Below are 15768 nucleotides of genomic sequence, written 5' to 3' on the forward strand. Positions count from 1 at the left end.
AAGCTCCATTTGGAACTTGTTTTTTATAGAGAGGTCTTGTTATTTAAACACTCAAATCGATCTTGGGTTATCGGCTTCAGTAATAATATCGCGTTTAGCATTAGAAAAATTAGCGTTTATTTGATTTTTATCGTCAATGCTGTCTTGTGGAATAAGAATTTCACGATTGTGCTCGTCACGCTCTATGTCGCTATCCTTATCATAAGCGACTGGTTCAAACTTCGGCATGTCATCCTTACTATCTAGAGGCTCTTGTAATAAATGACTGGAGGTAGCCGCGCTAGATTTCCTAAAAAACTCATTTTTCTCTTTTTGAAGCTTTTCGTTTTTATGGTTAGTCGATTTGTCATCAGAGGTTTTCTTACGTGGTTCACTATGGGCAAAAATAGCACCGAGCGGCACATTCAATTGTGCTTTGGCATAGGCTTCGGTATTTTCAAAGCGATTAACCAATAAGCTAAGCCAAGGTTTTTGGTCTTCTAGGCTCATCTCATCAAGTTCATCTTTGATAGGCAATGGATAAGGCAGGGTACGATAAAAATCCCACAAGGTCATTTTGCTCAAATCTCTTTTGAGTACATAGTGCTCATCTTCTGTCATGGTAATCAAGTTGCTGTCTTGCAGATAATTGATATAGGTATACCATTTTGGCAGCTCTTTACGTCCGAGGACATTGCGTAGCGCTTGTTCGCTCACCGCTTCGCCTTTTAAGTGATGGGTATAAACAAGATTTAACATATCAAGCAAGCTTAAAAATGGATGGCGCGGATAAACCTCTTTTGTCTCAAATATCGTTAGGGTATAGCTGATCTCAACCCCTAATAAAATCAAATTCCATGACAGATATATCCATAATAAGAAAATCGGCAACGCAGCAAATGCGCCATAGATCGCTTCATAGCTCGTAAAGTTCGCCATCACTGTACCAAATAGATGCTTCATCAGCTCAAAGACAATCGCTACAAAGACACCTGCAATCGCAGCATTTTTTGCTGGTACTCGTGCTTTTGGAATAAACCAATACATACTGATAAAACCAGCGATCGTAACTGCAATCGATACTATCTGTACCCAAAACGACCAATCAATACCATAGCCGCCAATTTGTCTATTTAACAAACTCAGGCTTTGGACAGCACTTGAGGCGATGAATGCCGTACCTAATACTAAGGGTCCCAACGTGACGATGGTCCAATAGCGCAACATACTTCTCATGCCGCCAGAACGATCTTCTACGCGCCATATTTGGTTGAAAGCGCGCTCAATGGTGGTCAAAGTCATGATGGTAGTAAAAAGTAAGAACATCGCCCCAATGATGGTGAGGTTTGATGATTTTTCAGCGAAGTTATTGATATATTTACTGACTTGCAAGCTCGATTGTGGCAGCAAGTTGCTATAAATGACTTCATAAATCTGCGCCCTAACTGAAGCAAGTGCTGGTACTGAAGACAAAATCATCAGCAGTACGGTTAATATAGGCACAATCGACAACAAAGTCGTATAGGTTAATGATGCAGCTTTTTGCTGACAATTATCCTCAAAAAAGTGCCGCGTCAAAAAACGCAAGAACTGAAACCAACGTTGGTGTAAAAAAGGTATTTTTTTTAATAGATTTTCCATAACGACCATCTAGCAAGGATAATAGAGTGCGGATAGTGTAGCAAACATGGTCTGTCTGAATCTGCGCGTTAATTGTGTCAATATGCACTAGATTGTATTGAGTAGTTAAGTAAAGTACTGCAGATGATTTGCTTGGCTGCTAGGTTAAGTATGCTGCCAAGTAGCAGGGTTTGTTTGCATGTCAGTGAATGACTCGGGCATAATGGTCAGTATCTATATTACTGTTAACGATTTTATAAGGAAGTTTTGCTAATGAGTCAGACCGCCCCTTATGTTTTGGTACTCTATTATTCAAATTATGGTACGACTAAGACATTAGCCTATGCTATCGCTCAGGGTATCGAAGAGGCGGGCATGACCGTGCGCATCCGTACGGTACCGACAGTCGCGCCTGAAACCACGGCAAGCAAGCCTGCGATACCGGACGACGGTGATTTGTATTGCACGATGGAAGATCTAAAAAATTGCAGCGGTCTGGCACTTGGTAGCCCAACCCATTTTGGTAATATGGCCGCGCCCATGAAGTATTTTTGGGACAATACTGTCACTATCTGGCTGGCAGGCAATCTACAGAACAAGCCGGCGTCAGTATTTACGGCGACAGGCTCTATGCATGGCGGTCAAGAGACGACGCTACTGACGATGATGTTACCACTGTTGCATCATGGCATGATGATTGTGGGCGTCCCTTATGCTGAGCCTGCTTTAAACCGTACCACGCGTGGCGGTTCACCCTATGGTGCCAGTCATGTGAGCGGCGCATCCCATGATCAGCCTGTATCTGCTGATGAACGCGAGCTTGGCATCGCTCAAGGGCGTCGCTTGGCGATTACGGCATCTGCATTAGCGCAAGCTAACTGGAGCTGTTAATGCACTCATCTATTACTGTTTGGCATGAACAATTAGGAAATACATACCTCTAATGGCTACTAACCTTTCTCATAATGACAGTCAACAGCAAATATCCGAAACAAACAGTCAATCAACCCAGCTGTTAAAACCGATTATGCCTGTTCGTCAGCGCCTGATGGTGACATGGCTGGTTTGGCTAACCTTTCGATTGCTTGCTTTGCCTCTTTTGATCAATATCTTTAATCCTAGTCACCCTGATATTATCGGCGGTATTGCATGGCAAGCGCTATGGTTAGTACCAGCATTTGTCTTAACACCATCGATACTACGCGGGCGCTCGCCTTATGCGCTATTAATAGACAGTATGTTTACTTTGGTATATTTAGGGGCAAGTGGGGTTGTATTGTTCACACGTGCTTATGGCAGTAGTTGGGCAGAAATCGCTGTTTATTTCATTGATTTCGTCCTGCTATTTGCGATTAATATCTGGCTGTTTATCTTATTAAAGCGCCTACCTTCGATGAATAATGTGGTTAAACAGCCACGCTCATAAGTCATTGATATCTATTACAATGCTATTCCTCTGTAGTGCTTAATAAAAAATTTACATTAAAAAAGCGGCACGCTATTTAGCAGGCCGCTTTTTTAATGTTTTAAACTGTAGAGTTGAGGCTATTAGTTCACTTTAGACAATTCTAAATCCATCTTCTTACCATCATTAATCTGGCTTACTTTTACCGGTAAGTAATCTAAGCTTGGTGCCAACCAAAAACTGGTCGAACGGCTATTGTCATCATGGATACGGTCGACACGCACCGTATCAAAGGTACCAGCAGGGACCGTTATCTTGGTATTACCAGATTTTTTAAACGGCGTTTTTTCAATTTTATCGTGTTTTGCCATGTAGTAATTGCCAGAGAATTTGCCATTTAATAAGTCTTGGCGAATTTGCACTTCAAGGCTCAAATCATCAAATGCTTGCTGCGCCATATTTAACGTGGTCGACTTGCCTCTATAATTACTCACGACTTTTTTACCACGGGGATTAAAATCGAGTTTATGCGTACGACCGATACCCAGTAGTTTATAAGTGGTACTGGCTTGGGTTGGAATAACCGCATTACCGTTAATAGTAAAAGTACTATGTTGCGCAGCACTTGCGATACCGGCAACCCGTGCATCGACATTATATTTCCACGTGTTGCCTGACTTATCTAAAGCACGAGTGGCGGTACCTTTATACTTGTCTTCAATCGTAAACGTATAATCGGCGCTCGACGGTTGAATATCTTTTGCACTGGCCATCGTTGGTGCAGCCATACTCAAAGCGCCGATAGCCGCTATGCTCGCTCCAGTGGTCAACGCAGTTAAGAATTTAACCTTACCGTTATTCTTGTCATTATAATCGGTTATGGATGGTTTTTTATTGGTAAATGAAAAACTCATGAACAGTCCTTAATAGATTGGTATCAAATAACTTATTTAAGTCGATTCGACCTTACTGTTAACTAATATTATATTTTCAATGCTTATAATGGTCATACTCTGTTACATTATCAAGAGGGAGAACTTACGCTGACGTTTGGCTCTTGTAGTTGATGTTACTATCTTAAGTAATGCTTGACCTATGAGTAACTTGCTGTAAATTTAGTAAGAATAGGCGTATAGAATACTGGTCTTTTCTACTGGATTATTACTCACTTAATGCCTTTATTGCATAATACTCCCAGAGATTCAGTATCGCTTATCGACAAACACCTCTCTAATTAAGAAATTCTTGTAAATTTTTGGTCTTTACACTTGAAGCTACCTCGCTATGCCCCCACTTTTTGAAACAAGCTCAAGGCTTATCTTAATAAAAGCGTTTTTATAAGATGGCTTTTGAAGATAGGATGTTGAGACTAACAAACCAAATAAATTTTTAACTTAAACAACCAATTATTGGAGACATATTGATGAATATTCGTCCTTTACATGATCGTATTGTTGTCCGCCGCATAGAAGAAGAAACAAAAACGGCTGGTGGTATCTTGCTTCCTGGGTCAGCGCAAGAAAAGCCTTCACAAGGTGAAGTGCTAGCAACTGGTAACGGTCAGATTCGTGACAACGGTGAAACTCGTGCGTTAGATGTAAAAGCTGGCGACAAAGTATTGTTCGGTCAATATGCTGGTCAAACGGTGAAAGTTGACGGCGAAGAACTACTTATCATGAAAGAATCTGATGTATTGGGTGTGTTAGAAGGCTAGTCCTTTTTGAGTATTTTTATACTCAGCGCATTTTGACAATATCATTGAAACATTTAATTGCATTCTCATACTTATAATAGTGGAGTAATTTAACATGGCAAAAGACGTAAAATTCGGCATAGATGCCCGTAAACAAATGATGGACGGCGTGAACGTTCTAGCAAACGCAGTACGAGTCACACTAGGCCCTAAAGGTCGTAACGTGGTAATCGATAAGTCGTTTGGCGCACCTACTATTACTAAAGATGGTGTTTCAGTTGCTAAAGAAATCGAGCTTGAAAACAAATTTGAAAACATGGGCGCGCAATTGGTTCGTGAAGTCGCTAGCCGTACCAACGATGTTGCTGGTGATGGTACGACTACTGCGACGGTATTGGCTCAGTCAATCTTGCAAGAAGGCATGAAATCAGTTGCCGCTGGCATGAACCCAATGGATCTAAAACGCGGTATCGATAAAGCGGTACGTGCAGCTGTTGAGCAAATCCATTTGCTATCTACCCCAGCTGACGATTCAAAAGCGATTGCTCAAGTTGGTTCTATCTCTGCCAACTCAGACACCAAAATCGGTGAATTGATTGCTCAAGCGATGGAAAAAGTCGGTAAGCAAGGCGTTATCACCGTTGAAGAAGGTTCAAGCTTTGAAGATACCCTAGAAGTTGTCGAAGGTATGCAGTTTGATCGTGGTTATATCAGCCCGTACTTTGCAAATAAGCAAGACAGCTTAACTGCTGAGTTTGAAAACCCATATATCTTATTGGTTGATAAAAAAATCAGCAATATCCGTGAAATCGTGCCATTACTTGAGCAAGTCATGCAGCAAAGCAAGCCATTGCTAATCATCGCTGAAGACGTAGAAAACGAAGCATTGGCGACATTGGTTGTCAACAACATGCGTGGCGGCTTAAAAACTTGTGCCGTTAAAGCACCCGGTTTTGGCGATCGTCGTAAAGCGATGTTAGAAGATATCGCAACGCTAACTGGCGGTACGGTTATCTCTGAAGAGATTGGTCTAAGTTTAGAGACTGCTACTTTAGAGCAACTTGGTACGGCTAAAAAAGTCACTGTCGGTAAAGAAAACACCGTTATCGTTGATGGCGCTGGCAACTCTGCGGATATCGAAAACCGTGTTGAATCTATCAAACGTCAAGTAGAAGAATCAACGTCTGACTACGATAAAGAAAAGCTTCAAGAGCGTATGGCTAAACTGGCTGGCGGCGTTGCCGTTATCAAAGTTGGCGCTGCGACTGAAACTGAAATGAAAGAGAAGAAAGACCGTGTTGATGATGCGTTACATGCCACTCGTGCAGCGGTTGAAGAAGGCGTTGTCCCTGGTGGCGGTGTTGCGCTAGTTCGTGCCATGAATGCATTGTCTGAGCTACGCGGTGATAATGACGACCAAAACGCTGGTATCAATATCTTACGTCGCGCAATGGAAGCACCATTACGTCAAATCGTGACCAACTCTGGCGAAGAAGCTTCAGTGGTAGTAAATGAAGTGAAGAGCGGTACTGGTAACTACGGTTACAACGCAGCTTCTGGCGAATATGGCGATATGCTAGAGATGGGTATTCTTGATCCAGCCAAAGTAGCACGTTCAGCGCTAGAAAACGCAGCATCTGTTGCCGGTCTAATGCTAACCACTGAAGTCATGATTACTGATTTACCGCAAGGCGATGACGGTATGGCTGGCATGGGCGGTGCTGGTGGAATGGGCGGTATGGGTGGAATGGGCGGTATGATGTAATTTTACTTCTACTACAAAGCGATTTCTCTTTGTCAGACGTGCTCAATGTACAATAGGTACTATTTTCGCGCGTCTTCCTCGACAAATCGATTTTTGCTAGAAGTATGACTTTGTCATAACGTACTTGTTAAACCTAGTTCAAATAAAACCCCGGTAGGCTGAGCTTATCGGGGTTTTTTATGTGTATCATAAAAGCATTAAATATTACTGATTCACTTCATCCCGTCTAAACGTCCACGTCTTATCATCAGAAGCGGTTTCACAGTAATAATATCCCGCTAAATCAAATTGCTTTAGCTGTTCAGCATTGGTCAGTTTATTATCCGCAGCATATTTCACCATCAGTCCACGTGCTTTTTTAGCATAGAAGCTAATCACTTTATATTGCCCATTCTTTTCATCTTCAAATCTTGGCGTGATAATTTCCGCATTCAAGGCTTTTTTCTTTACCGCTTTAAAGTATTCATTAGAAGCTAAGTTGATCAATACTTTGTCATCGCTATCAGCCATGCGCTTATTAATAATCTTAGTGACTTCTTCGCCCCAAAACTCGTATAAATTATCGCCACGCTCATTTTTAAGCTTGGTACCCATTTCAAGTCGATACGGCTGAATAAAATCCAGTGGCTTTAGTACGCCATAAAGCCCGGACAAGATACCCAAATGTTCATTAACATAAATAGCAGTATCTTTATCCATGTTATACATATCAAGTCCAGTATAAACATCGCCATCGAACAAATAACCAGCTGGTTTGGCATTGTCATCCGTAAACAGTTCGTTATCACTCCAAGCCCAATCTTGATTGCGTTTAGCATTTAGCTGCGACAAATCATCAGAGATACTCATCAGCTCTTGTAAGTCAATCGGCTCCTTCGACTTCAATATCTTCATCAGTGCCTGTGAATGTTCGATTAACTCAGGCTGACTATAGTAGCTGCTAATATCCATTGGGGCAGTATCTGTTTCGTTCAAAGATTTGGCAGGAGAGAGTAAAAAATACATAATTATTCCTTATTATAGTGAAGTGATAGACACTCCATTAACGTTTCAAGCTTTTTCATTATACGATACCTACAGGTTTAACTTGACTTACGCGTGGCTGTTTTGTACTTTTAAGCCTCATCATGGACATATATCAACTATTATAGGCATTGTGATAACTCGTGTAAGCCAATAGCCTAAAGGCTTCAAGCTACTTAAGAATAAATAAAATTTTTTAATATAACAACAAAAGTTATGATAATGTTATAAATAGCTAACTTTTATTTTACTTGCGGGTCATCATTAGACAATGAAAGTTGGCAGACGATATATCTATAATAAAACGGCATGATGGCAAACGAGCTATCATTTATTAAATTGATAATCTTTGGTTTTAAGTATTAAGCTAACCCTGACCAAAGATTTTTTTGTCCCCTGTGCTTTTTAGAGGTGCGTTAGGGTATTAAAAGTAGTCATTAGACGTAAGGAGACGGTATGAAAATTGGTGTTATTAGTGCAGAGAGCGCAAGCGAGAGTCGGGTGGCATTAACCCCAGACGCGGTAAAAAAGTTACGCAAACTTGGGTTTGAGGTTGTCATCCAGTCAGGTGCAGGTCAAGCGTCTTATTATGCGGATGAATTATATCAGGCTGCGGGTGCTGATATTGCCAATAGTAGCATTGACGTCGTCACACAGTCTCAGATTATTACTACCGTCAATGATTTGCCGACGTCAACGACTGCTAGTTTAACGTCTGGTCAAATTATTATCGGCATGCTTGATCCCTATCGTAATACCCAACTGGATACTTATGCTGCTAAAGGGGCTACCGCCTTTGCCATGGAGCTATTGCCACGCACCTTATCACGCGCACAGAATATGGACGTCTTGTCTTCACAAGCCAACCTTGCCGGTTACAAAGCGGTGTTGCTCGCTGCCAATGAATATTCGCGTCCGTTTCCGATGTTTATGACCTCAGCTGGTACGGTTAAGCCTGCCAAAGTCGTTATTCTAGGTGTTGGGGTTGCGGGTTTACAAGCGATTGCGACGGCGAAGCGTTTAGGTGCTGTCGTTGAAGCCAGTGATTTACGTCCGACCGCTCGCGAGCAAGTGGAATCATTAGGTGGTAAATGGCTTGATGTCCCGATGAGTGCGGAGGAGGCTGAGACAGCTAAATCTACAGGCGGCTATGCGTGGACGCCATCTGAGCAATATATCAAAGACCAAGCTGCTATTGTTGATAAAGCCTTGAGCAATGCTGACATCGTCATTACGACTGCACAGATTCCGGGTCGTCAAGCGCCGCGTTTGGTACACCAATCAACCATTGCTAAGATGAAAGCTGGTTCGGTACTGATCGATATGGCTGCTGGCACTGGTGGAAACGTTGAAGGCAGTGTCCCTGATGAAACGATTACGACGTCAAATGGCGTGCGTATTGTCGGTGCAGCTAATATTCCATCGCAACTGGCAGCGCAGTCTTCAGACTTATATGCCAATAACCTCGTTAATTTTATCACCACTTTAATTGCGTCTGCCGCTACAGATGACGCTACAGCAAACACAATGGCACTCAACTTAGACATGGAAGATGAGATTCAAGGCGCATTAGCGGTAACGCATGACAATCAAGTACGTCTTGCTAAACGCTAAGTGCTAAATGCCAAATTTCAAGTCTTGATACTTTCATTATCGTACATTTGCCAGACACGAACAAATTTTAGGAGGATAAGATGATTGCCACTATTTTAGCGGCAGCGCCAGCCGGTGCGGCCATGAGTAGCACGCCATTCGTAGCGATTTTTACCGTATTTGTACTGGCTATCTTTGTCGGATACTACGTTGTTTGGGGTGTAACCCCTGCACTGCATACGCCTTTAATGGCTGTAACCAACGCTTTATCAAGTATTGTTATTGTCGGTGCAATGCTACAGACCGTCACTATTGATGGTTCGATATTTACGCCGACCAGTTTACTTGGGGCTTTTGCGGTATTCTTAGCCAGTATCAATATTTTTGGTGGTTTCGCCGTGACTGAGCGTATGCTGTCGATGTTTAAGCCAAAAGTAAAAAAAGCAGTAGTAACAACGGATACTGGGGGTGACGCATGAGTGACTTATCAAATATGATTGCGGCTAATGCGGACTGGTTTTATCTGGTCGGTGCCATTCTTTTTGTTTTGACGTTACGTGGTTTATCTAGCCCAAAAACGGCGATTCGTGGTAATCGTTTGGGTATGGTTGCCATGGCGATTGCCGTTGTAACAACGTTCTTCCTAGCAGAAGGTCCAGTGCTTTGGTTAATCATCGGTGCGATGGTATTGGGTGCTATCGTCGGTATGTGGAAAGCAAAGACGGTCGCCATGACCCAAATGCCAGAAACCGTGGCTTTGATGCACTCGTTTGTTGGTTTGGCAGCGGTGGCGATTGCATTAGCAACGGTACTGCATACTGAACAACAGCATGGCGCGGTTGCTCGTGTTGAATTGTTTATTGGTTGTTTCATCGGTGCGATTACTTTCTCAGCATCTGTCTTTGCCTTTGGTAAATTGGCAGCTAAGAGCTGGGCTAAGACCTTAGTTGGTAGTTGGGTAAAACCAGTACAAGCAGCACTTTTCATTGCGATGATTGCGTTCGGTGGTGTGTACTTTGTCACTGATTCATTACCCGCCTTCTATGCGATGGCAGTGATTGCAGTGATTTTTGGTTGGATGTGGATTGCGCCAATTGGTGGTGGCGATATGCCAGTGGTCGTGTCGCTATTGAACTCATTTTCAGGGTGGGCAGCAGCGGGTATTGGTTTCACCCTTGGCAACTCGATGTTGATTATCGCAGGTTCGCTAGTCGGTTCGTCAGGTGCGATTCTATCTTATATCATGTGTAAAGCCATGAACCGCTCATTACTCAACGTATTATTTGGTGGTATGGGTACATCAGCGGTCGCAGCGGGCGGCGATGATGGCGCGCCAAAGAATTACAAAGCAGGCTCAGCAGAAGATGCTGGCTTCCTTATGGCAAATGCTAGTAGTGTGGTGATTGTCCCAGGTTACGGGATGGCGCAAGGTCGTGCACAGAATGCGGTCAAAGAATTGTATGAGCTGTTAAAAGAAGAAGGCGTTAATGTTCGTTTTGCCATTCATCCAGTCGCGGGTCGTATGCCAGGACATATGAACGTCCTATTGGCAGAAGCCGATGTGCCCTATGATGATATTTTAGAGATGGATGAGATTAACTCGGACTTCGCCAGTACGGATGTGGTATTAGTTATCGGTGCCAATGACGTGGTAAACCCATCTGCGAAAGATGATCCGACATCACCAATCTTTGGTATGCCAATTCTAGAAGTGACCAAAGCCCAAACAGTGATGGTCATTAAGCGTTCGATGAGTACAGGTTATGCCGGTCTAGATAACAGCTTGTTCTATATGGACAAAACCATGATGATCTTTGGCGATGCCAAGAAAATGGTTGAAGAGATGGTACGTAGTATCAACGGCGCTGGTCATTAATCTTTAAGATAGGTTTTACACATCATTTTTTAAACAGAAGCTTTCACATAAAAAAGTCACTGAGGTGGCTTTTTTTGCGTTAGAGTATTGCCCATCTAAAGCTATCTACAATGTATTTTCTCATTATCAATATTATAAAATAAGAAGGTTTCTTATGAATATGCTGCTGCGTTTCTTTATTATGGTAAGCCTACTCAAACAACAACTTAAGCAGCAATCGACAAGCAATTACCTGAGTATTGAGACATTGACAGCACCAACTGTGCGTCAGTATCGGGTATTACCACATGACATGGGTTTTCGCGATCATTTGCCTAATTATCGCTATTTATCTTTTATTGAGCTAAATATCACCAAATGGCTGATGAACTGCTGTCATCAAAAAGGCATTAAAAATCTCGGCTGGATTATCGCTATGCAGGAGATGGTCTATCTTAAACAAATTAAGTTTCTAGATAAGATAACAGTCAATAGTATGCTTGTCGGTTGGGATAAAAAATATGTCTATTTTGAGCATCGATTTTTTGTTAAAAACCAGCTGATGGCAGTGGGTATGACCAAGTTTGTTTTAACTAATAAGCAAGGTAAGTGCGCAACTGAGGTGATAGATATGACGGGTGAGCATCTGACAGAAGTTATTGAGTCATGGAATCAGCATCAAGTGGCGATTAAAGCTGCCAAATCTACTGAGTTAACTAAATCAACAAAGGCTGCGTAACCAACTTGCCTATAATCCTATGATGAATTTTGGTAGGATAGCGCATATATATTTTATAATGCCATTTTATGAAAATAATTAAAAAATAAGGAGCTACTATGACCCCGCAGAAGTTAAAATGGACAGACAGCTTAGATATTGCCATTGAGCTTTATGAAAAATTCCCAGAGACCGATCCGCAGTATATTCGCTTTACGGATTTGCATCGCTGGGTGACGGAGCTTGAAGGCTTTGACGATGATCCGCAACGCTCCAATGAAGGTATCTTAGAAGCGATTCAGATGAATTGGATCGACGAAGCGGACTAGATTGACCTTTTGACTATTTTTTAGTAATTAACATAGCCTTAATAACAAACATAGCTTTAATAAACATAATCTCAAATGAAAACAGGACATATTGTCTCATGACTGCACCAATCCAAGAACTAACCGACGTACAAACTTGCACAGGCATCAGCGTACGCACCACCAACACCGATGAAATCAGCCATGAAACGGCAAAGTTAGGCAAGCTATGGCAAAATTTTTACAAAAATCACGTGAGCCAACTTGAAAAGGGTCAGGATATCTATGGTATCTATCATAACTATGAGAGTGATGATGTAGGCGCTTTTGATGTGGTTGCGAGTTGGAAGGTGGAAAGTCAGCAAAAACAGTCAGACAATGACGATACGACCAATACTGTCAAAGCTACTAAGAATAAAAATGCAAGCAACCTAACAACGGTTACTATTCCTGCAGGAAAATACATGGTGTTTTCTGAATACGGTAACATGCCTAATACCGTGATGAATGCATGGGAAAAAGCGTGGACGTATTTCAATGATCCAAGCTGTGAGCATACTCGAACTTATAACGTCGACTTTGAGCGTTACGTTGAGGGTAAGTTAGAATATGGTCAAGTCGAGCTGTATATTGGTATTGAGTAAAGTGATTAATATCTATAATAAAAAAGCGCCATCTGTATGAGATGGCGCTTTTTTTACTAGTGCTTATTAATCTAATAGTAAATTCTCTAAAATCCCTTCATAAATCTGCGCCAATTTTCCTAAGTCGTCTACTTCAACTTTTTCATCAACTTGATGAATAGTGGCATTACGCACACCAAGTTCGACCACTTGCGCACCCGTTGGTGCAATAAAGCGTCCATCTGATGTGCCGCCAGAAGTTGATAATGTCGTATCGGTTCCAGTCACAGATTTAATCGCTTGCTGGCATGCTGAGACCAATTTACCTTCAGGCGTCAAAAAAGGCTGACCAGATAATTTCCAATGAATATCATAAGCTGCTTTGCTATCAGCGAAATATCTATCAAAGATAGCGTGGGTTTTTGCTTTTAGTTCATCTTCAGACGTTTCTGTTGAAAAGCGGAAGTTAAATACAGCTTCTAAGGTTTCAGGAATGACGTTGGTTGCGCCCGTTCCACTATTGATATTAGATATTTGTAGTGAAGTCGCAGGGAAGTAATCATTGCCATTATCCCAAGTAGCATTGGTCAGTTCTGCGAGTGCCGACATAGCCGCATGAATGGGATTTGAGGCAAGGTGCGGGTAGGCAACATGACCTTGTTTACCAGTGACGGTAAGTACTGCGCCGAGTGAGCCACGACGACCATTCTTGATGATATCGCCTAATGTATCCGTGCTTGATGGTTCACCAACCAAGCAGTACGTAATTTTCTCATTGCGCGCTTCTAGCGTTTCTACTACCTTGACTGTGCCGTTAATAGAAGGGCCTTCTTCATCTGAGGTGATTAAAAAAGCAATAGAGCCATTGTGCTCAGGATGATTGGCAACGAAACGCTCAGCAGCGACGGTAAAAGCGGCAATACCAGTTTTCATATCAGCGGCACCACGCGCCCATAAATAGCCATCTGCAATGGTTGGGGTAAAGGGCGGATAGGTCCAATTTTTTTCATCGCCTGTTGGGACGACGTCAGTATGACCTGCAAAGCAAATGACTGGATTGGTATTACCGCGGCGCGCCCATAAGTTTTTAACCTCAGCGTGTTCGCCTTTTGCTTGTCTATCACCGTAATACATAAACTCGCAGTCGAAGCCTGCTTGCGTTAGCCGCTCAGACAATATGTCTTGGCAGCCGTCATCATCTGGCGTCACTGATGGACGTTCAAGTAGGGCGATGCTTAAGTCCAAGGTTGCTTGTTGATGAGTTGCTTGCGTCTGAGACTGAGTATTTCGGTTTTTATCAAAATCTGACATGGGAAGCCTTTTTTATTATAGAGGGATAGATAGTATGCTTAGATGTAGATGGTAAGAGAGTCTTTATGAATATTACAGTACTTAAATAACGTCTTCAATAAAAGGCACTAAGCCATCACGGCGCATCCAAGTCGCGATAGAATAACGCTGACGATGGGCGATTTGCACTTGATGCTGTAAGTCACTATCAAATATTACAAGCCTATTAGCGACAGGCATTACATTATGATGGACACCATGTTTATCAACGATTTCTAGCGCGCCGCCGTCACTTGCTGACCACTCATCATTAAGATAAAACACTGCCGAGACAACGCGTTCATTACGTCCAGCCGGATTATCACTATGCCATAGATAGCCAAAACCTACTGGATAACACGCATAATGCGCCTCGCTATGGCGAATACCAGCGTACAAGCTTTGATTGAACAAAGTAGCAAGCGCATTGATACTGTGCAGATAATAAAACCCTGCAAAAAAGTCTTTGGTAATCCAGCGTATTTTATCACCGCGAATATCACTGATACGAATACCCGCCGTTAGCTGAGCATCACGATAATCAATAAAGCCACTTTCCGCTTGCAGTGCTACTAAGGCTTTTCGTTCAAAGACATCGTCAATAATGAGCCAACCATCATCAACAAACGTATCCAACTGTTTATCTGTCAGCTTGTGTTCCCAATTAACCTCAAAATCAGAGGATTGTAATAAATGTTGGGTCGGCAGCGCCTGATTATTATAGTTAGTAGAATTTAAAGATAACAGTGGCGGATTCTCCTTACCTATTGGATTATCAACCACCAACGTCGTTACATCAAGATTGCTAATAATCTTCGTCATTTTGTCTCGCTATCGTCCATTATCTGTCATTACACCGTCAATCTATACCTTTACCCGACCAATCTATGCCTTTTTACCAAAACCATCGTTATCTTTTAGCCATCCTATGCTACCATAGATGCAATTTTTCTTATTTAAACTTTTGAACTTATGAATTATAAACACGCCTATCATGCTGGTAACTTTGCCGATGTTGTTAAACACATTCTATTGGTACAACTACTGAACCAAATGGGGCAAAAAAACAAACCTTTTTATGTGCTTGATGCTTATGGCGGTCGTGGACTGTATTCGCTCGGCAGTGAAGAGGCGCGCAAGACTGGTGAAGCCAAAGGCGGTATCCAAGCTTTGGTAAAAGCCGATGTCGAAAAAGCACCAGCTGCCATCAAAGACTATATGGAAGGCATTAAGCAAGCCCGTTTTACCTATGACAAAAAAGTCTATCCGGGTTCGCCATGGTGGATTGCCCATCATGTTGAAAAAAATCCAGATGCTGGCGTGCGCGGTGAAGCGTTTGAAGCCAAAGCCAGTGAATATGATGCATTGAATTATCAGCTGCATAAATTGCCAATTGGTATTCATCATCGCAATGCTTTTGAAGGTATCGCTGCCGTGATTCCGCCAAAAGAAAAGCGCGGTTTGATCTTTTTAGATCCTCCTTATGAGCAGGAACATAAAGACTTCACGCGTTTGATTGATTTGTTGGTGCATTCTTATAACAAGTGGCCACAAGGCACTTATGCATTATGGTTCCCAATCAAGAACATCGACGCGGTTGAGCTGTTCTATAAAAAACTCAAGCGTACTGAGATGAGACGTCAGCTGGTTTGTGAGCTAAATATTTATCCTAAAGATATCGCTGTCGGTCTGAACGGTACAGGGCTACTTGTGATCAATCCGCCATGGCAGTTCGATAACCAAGCGCGTGAGATACTACGTTTCTTACAGCCTGTATTAAAAGTTGCTGATGCACCAGATTTAACACCTGATAGTGCAACCACCGTCCGCTGGTTGGTTGGCGAATAAGGATATTGA

At 42.3% G+C, this 15768-nt stretch carries 16 protein-coding genes; 11 read left to right on the plus strand and 5 right to left on the minus strand.

Annotation, left to right across the window (positions count from 1 at the left end):
• Positions 1–51: 51 nt before the first annotated feature.
• Positions 52–1620, minus strand: coding sequence for a YihY family inner membrane protein (locus PCRYO_RS02775; RefSeq protein WP_041752973.1), 1569 nt, complete (start codon positions 1618–1620; stop codon positions 52–54).
• 252 nt (positions 1621–1872) lie between these two features.
• Between PCRYO_RS02775 and wrbA the strand changes: the two genes are divergently transcribed.
• Positions 1873–2490 carry an NAD(P)H:quinone oxidoreductase gene (gene wrbA / locus PCRYO_RS02780; RefSeq protein ID WP_011512890.1) on the plus strand — a complete coding sequence of 206 codons (618 nt, stop codon included), beginning with the start codon at positions 1873–1875 and terminating at the stop codon, positions 2488–2490.
• A 52-nt stretch (positions 2491–2542) separates the two neighbouring features.
• A complete protein-coding gene (locus PCRYO_RS02785) occupies positions 2543–3025 on the plus strand; it encodes a hypothetical protein (protein ID WP_011512891.1) in 483 nt (160 codons plus the stop codon).
• A gap of 122 nt (positions 3026–3147) precedes the next feature.
• On the opposite strand, the gene PCRYO_RS02790 is transcribed toward PCRYO_RS02785, so the two are convergent.
• Positions 3148–3918 (minus strand): DUF3108 domain-containing protein, encoded by a 771-nt coding sequence (locus PCRYO_RS02790; protein ID WP_011512892.1) that lies wholly within the window; start codon positions 3916–3918, stop codon positions 3148–3150.
• Between the two features lie 506 nt (positions 3919–4424).
• Here PCRYO_RS02790 and PCRYO_RS02795 point away from each other — a divergent pair.
• Positions 4425–4718, plus strand: coding sequence for a co-chaperone GroES (locus PCRYO_RS02795; RefSeq protein WP_025652227.1), 294 nt, complete (start codon positions 4425–4427; stop codon positions 4716–4718).
• Between the two features lie 94 nt (positions 4719–4812).
• On the plus strand, positions 4813–6462 hold the full coding sequence (gene groL / locus PCRYO_RS02800; protein WP_011512893.1) for a chaperonin GroEL: 1650 nt from the start codon (positions 4813–4815) through the stop codon (positions 6460–6462).
• A gap of 204 nt (positions 6463–6666) precedes the next feature.
• Here groL and yaaA read toward each other — a convergent pair whose 3' ends face one another.
• Positions 6667–7467, minus strand: coding sequence for a peroxide stress protein YaaA (gene yaaA, locus PCRYO_RS02805; protein WP_011512894.1), 801 nt, complete (start codon positions 7465–7467; stop codon positions 6667–6669).
• A 474-nt stretch (positions 7468–7941) separates the two neighbouring features.
• Between yaaA and PCRYO_RS02810 the strand changes: the two genes are divergently transcribed.
• From PCRYO_RS02810 to PCRYO_RS02835, 6 genes are all read left to right on the plus strand, one after another.
• Complete coding sequence (locus PCRYO_RS02810; RefSeq protein WP_011512895.1) at positions 7942–9099, plus strand: Re/Si-specific NAD(P)(+) transhydrogenase subunit alpha; 1158 nt, start codon at positions 7942–7944, stop codon at positions 9097–9099.
• 122 nt (positions 9100–9221) lie between these two features.
• Complete coding sequence (locus tag PCRYO_RS02815) at positions 9222–9557, plus strand: proton-translocating transhydrogenase family protein (protein ID WP_198010341.1); 336 nt, start codon at positions 9222–9224, stop codon at positions 9555–9557.
• Complete coding sequence (locus PCRYO_RS02820) at positions 9554–10954, plus strand: NAD(P)(+) transhydrogenase (Re/Si-specific) subunit beta (protein WP_011512897.1); 1401 nt, start codon at positions 9554–9556, stop codon at positions 10952–10954. Before PCRYO_RS02815 ends, PCRYO_RS02820 begins: the two co-directional genes overlap by 4 nt.
• A 154-nt stretch (positions 10955–11108) precedes the next feature.
• Positions 11109–11672 (plus strand): acyl-CoA thioesterase, encoded by a 564-nt coding sequence (locus PCRYO_RS02825; protein WP_011512898.1) that lies wholly within the window; start codon positions 11109–11111, stop codon positions 11670–11672.
• 98 nt (positions 11673–11770) lie between these two features.
• On the plus strand, positions 11771–11980 hold the full coding sequence (gene iscX, locus PCRYO_RS02830) for a Fe-S cluster assembly protein IscX (protein WP_011279849.1): 210 nt from the start codon (positions 11771–11773) through the stop codon (positions 11978–11980).
• A 98-nt stretch (positions 11981–12078) separates the two neighbouring features.
• Complete coding sequence (locus PCRYO_RS02835; protein WP_011512899.1) at positions 12079–12603, plus strand: GyrI-like domain-containing protein; 525 nt, start codon at positions 12079–12081, stop codon at positions 12601–12603.
• A gap of 66 nt (positions 12604–12669) precedes the next feature.
• Here the strand turns inward: PCRYO_RS02835 and dapE are convergent, their stop codons facing one another.
• A complete protein-coding gene (dapE, locus tag PCRYO_RS02840) occupies positions 12670–13893 on the minus strand; it encodes a succinyl-diaminopimelate desuccinylase (protein WP_011512900.1) in 1224 nt (407 codons plus the stop codon).
• Positions 13894–13974: 81 nt separating this feature from the next.
• On the minus strand, positions 13975–14733 hold the full coding sequence (locus PCRYO_RS02845; RefSeq protein WP_011512901.1) for a 2OG-Fe(II) oxygenase: 759 nt from the start codon (positions 14731–14733) through the stop codon (positions 13975–13977).
• A 150-nt stretch (positions 14734–14883) separates the two neighbouring features.
• Here PCRYO_RS02845 and PCRYO_RS02850 point away from each other — a divergent pair, with 150 nt between their 5' ends.
• Positions 14884–15759: a 23S rRNA (adenine(2030)-N(6))-methyltransferase RlmJ gene (locus PCRYO_RS02850; protein ID WP_011512902.1), complete on the plus strand. Its 876-nt coding sequence runs from the start codon at positions 14884–14886 to the stop codon at positions 15757–15759.
• Positions 15760–15768: the final 9 nt, after the last annotated feature.

Source organism: Psychrobacter cryohalolentis K5 (genome assembly GCF_000013905.1).
GTDB lineage: Bacteria > Pseudomonadota > Gammaproteobacteria > Pseudomonadales > Moraxellaceae > Psychrobacter > Psychrobacter cryohalolentis.

Coding starts and splice junctions, on each gene's coding strand:
- PCRYO_RS02775 (WP_041752973.1), bottom strand. CDS start 1,620: ATGGAAAATCTATTAAAAAAAATACCTTTTTTACACCAACGTTGGTTT.
- wrbA (WP_011512890.1), top strand. CDS start 1,873: ATGAGTCAGACCGCCCCTTATGTTTTGGTACTCTATTATTCAAATTAT.
- PCRYO_RS02785 (WP_011512891.1), top strand. CDS start 2,543: ATGGCTACTAACCTTTCTCATAATGACAGTCAACAGCAAATATCCGAA.
- PCRYO_RS02790 (WP_011512892.1), bottom strand. CDS start 3,918: ATGAGTTTTTCATTTACCAATAAAAAACCATCCATAACCGATTATAAT.
- groL (WP_011512893.1), top strand. CDS start 4,813: ATGGCAAAAGACGTAAAATTCGGCATAGATGCCCGTAAACAAATGATG.
- yaaA (WP_011512894.1), bottom strand. CDS start 7,467: ATGTATTTTTTACTCTCTCCTGCCAAATCTTTGAACGAAACAGATACT.
- PCRYO_RS02810 (WP_011512895.1), top strand. CDS start 7,942: ATGAAAATTGGTGTTATTAGTGCAGAGAGCGCAAGCGAGAGTCGGGTG.
- PCRYO_RS02815 (WP_198010341.1), top strand. CDS start 9,222: ATGAGTAGCACGCCATTCGTAGCGATTTTTACCGTATTTGTACTGGCT.
- PCRYO_RS02820 (WP_011512897.1), top strand. CDS start 9,554: ATGAGTGACTTATCAAATATGATTGCGGCTAATGCGGACTGGTTTTAT.
- PCRYO_RS02825 (WP_011512898.1), top strand. CDS start 11,109: ATGAATATGCTGCTGCGTTTCTTTATTATGGTAAGCCTACTCAAACAA.
- iscX (WP_011279849.1), top strand. CDS start 11,771: ATGACCCCGCAGAAGTTAAAATGGACAGACAGCTTAGATATTGCCATT.
- PCRYO_RS02835 (WP_011512899.1), top strand. CDS start 12,079: ATGACTGCACCAATCCAAGAACTAACCGACGTACAAACTTGCACAGGC.
- dapE (WP_011512900.1), bottom strand. CDS start 13,893: ATGTCAGATTTTGATAAAAACCGAAATACTCAGTCTCAGACGCAAGCA.
- PCRYO_RS02845 (WP_011512901.1), bottom strand. CDS start 14,733: ATGACGAAGATTATTAGCAATCTTGATGTAACGACGTTGGTGGTTGAT.
- PCRYO_RS02850 (WP_011512902.1), top strand. CDS start 14,884: ATGAATTATAAACACGCCTATCATGCTGGTAACTTTGCCGATGTTGTT.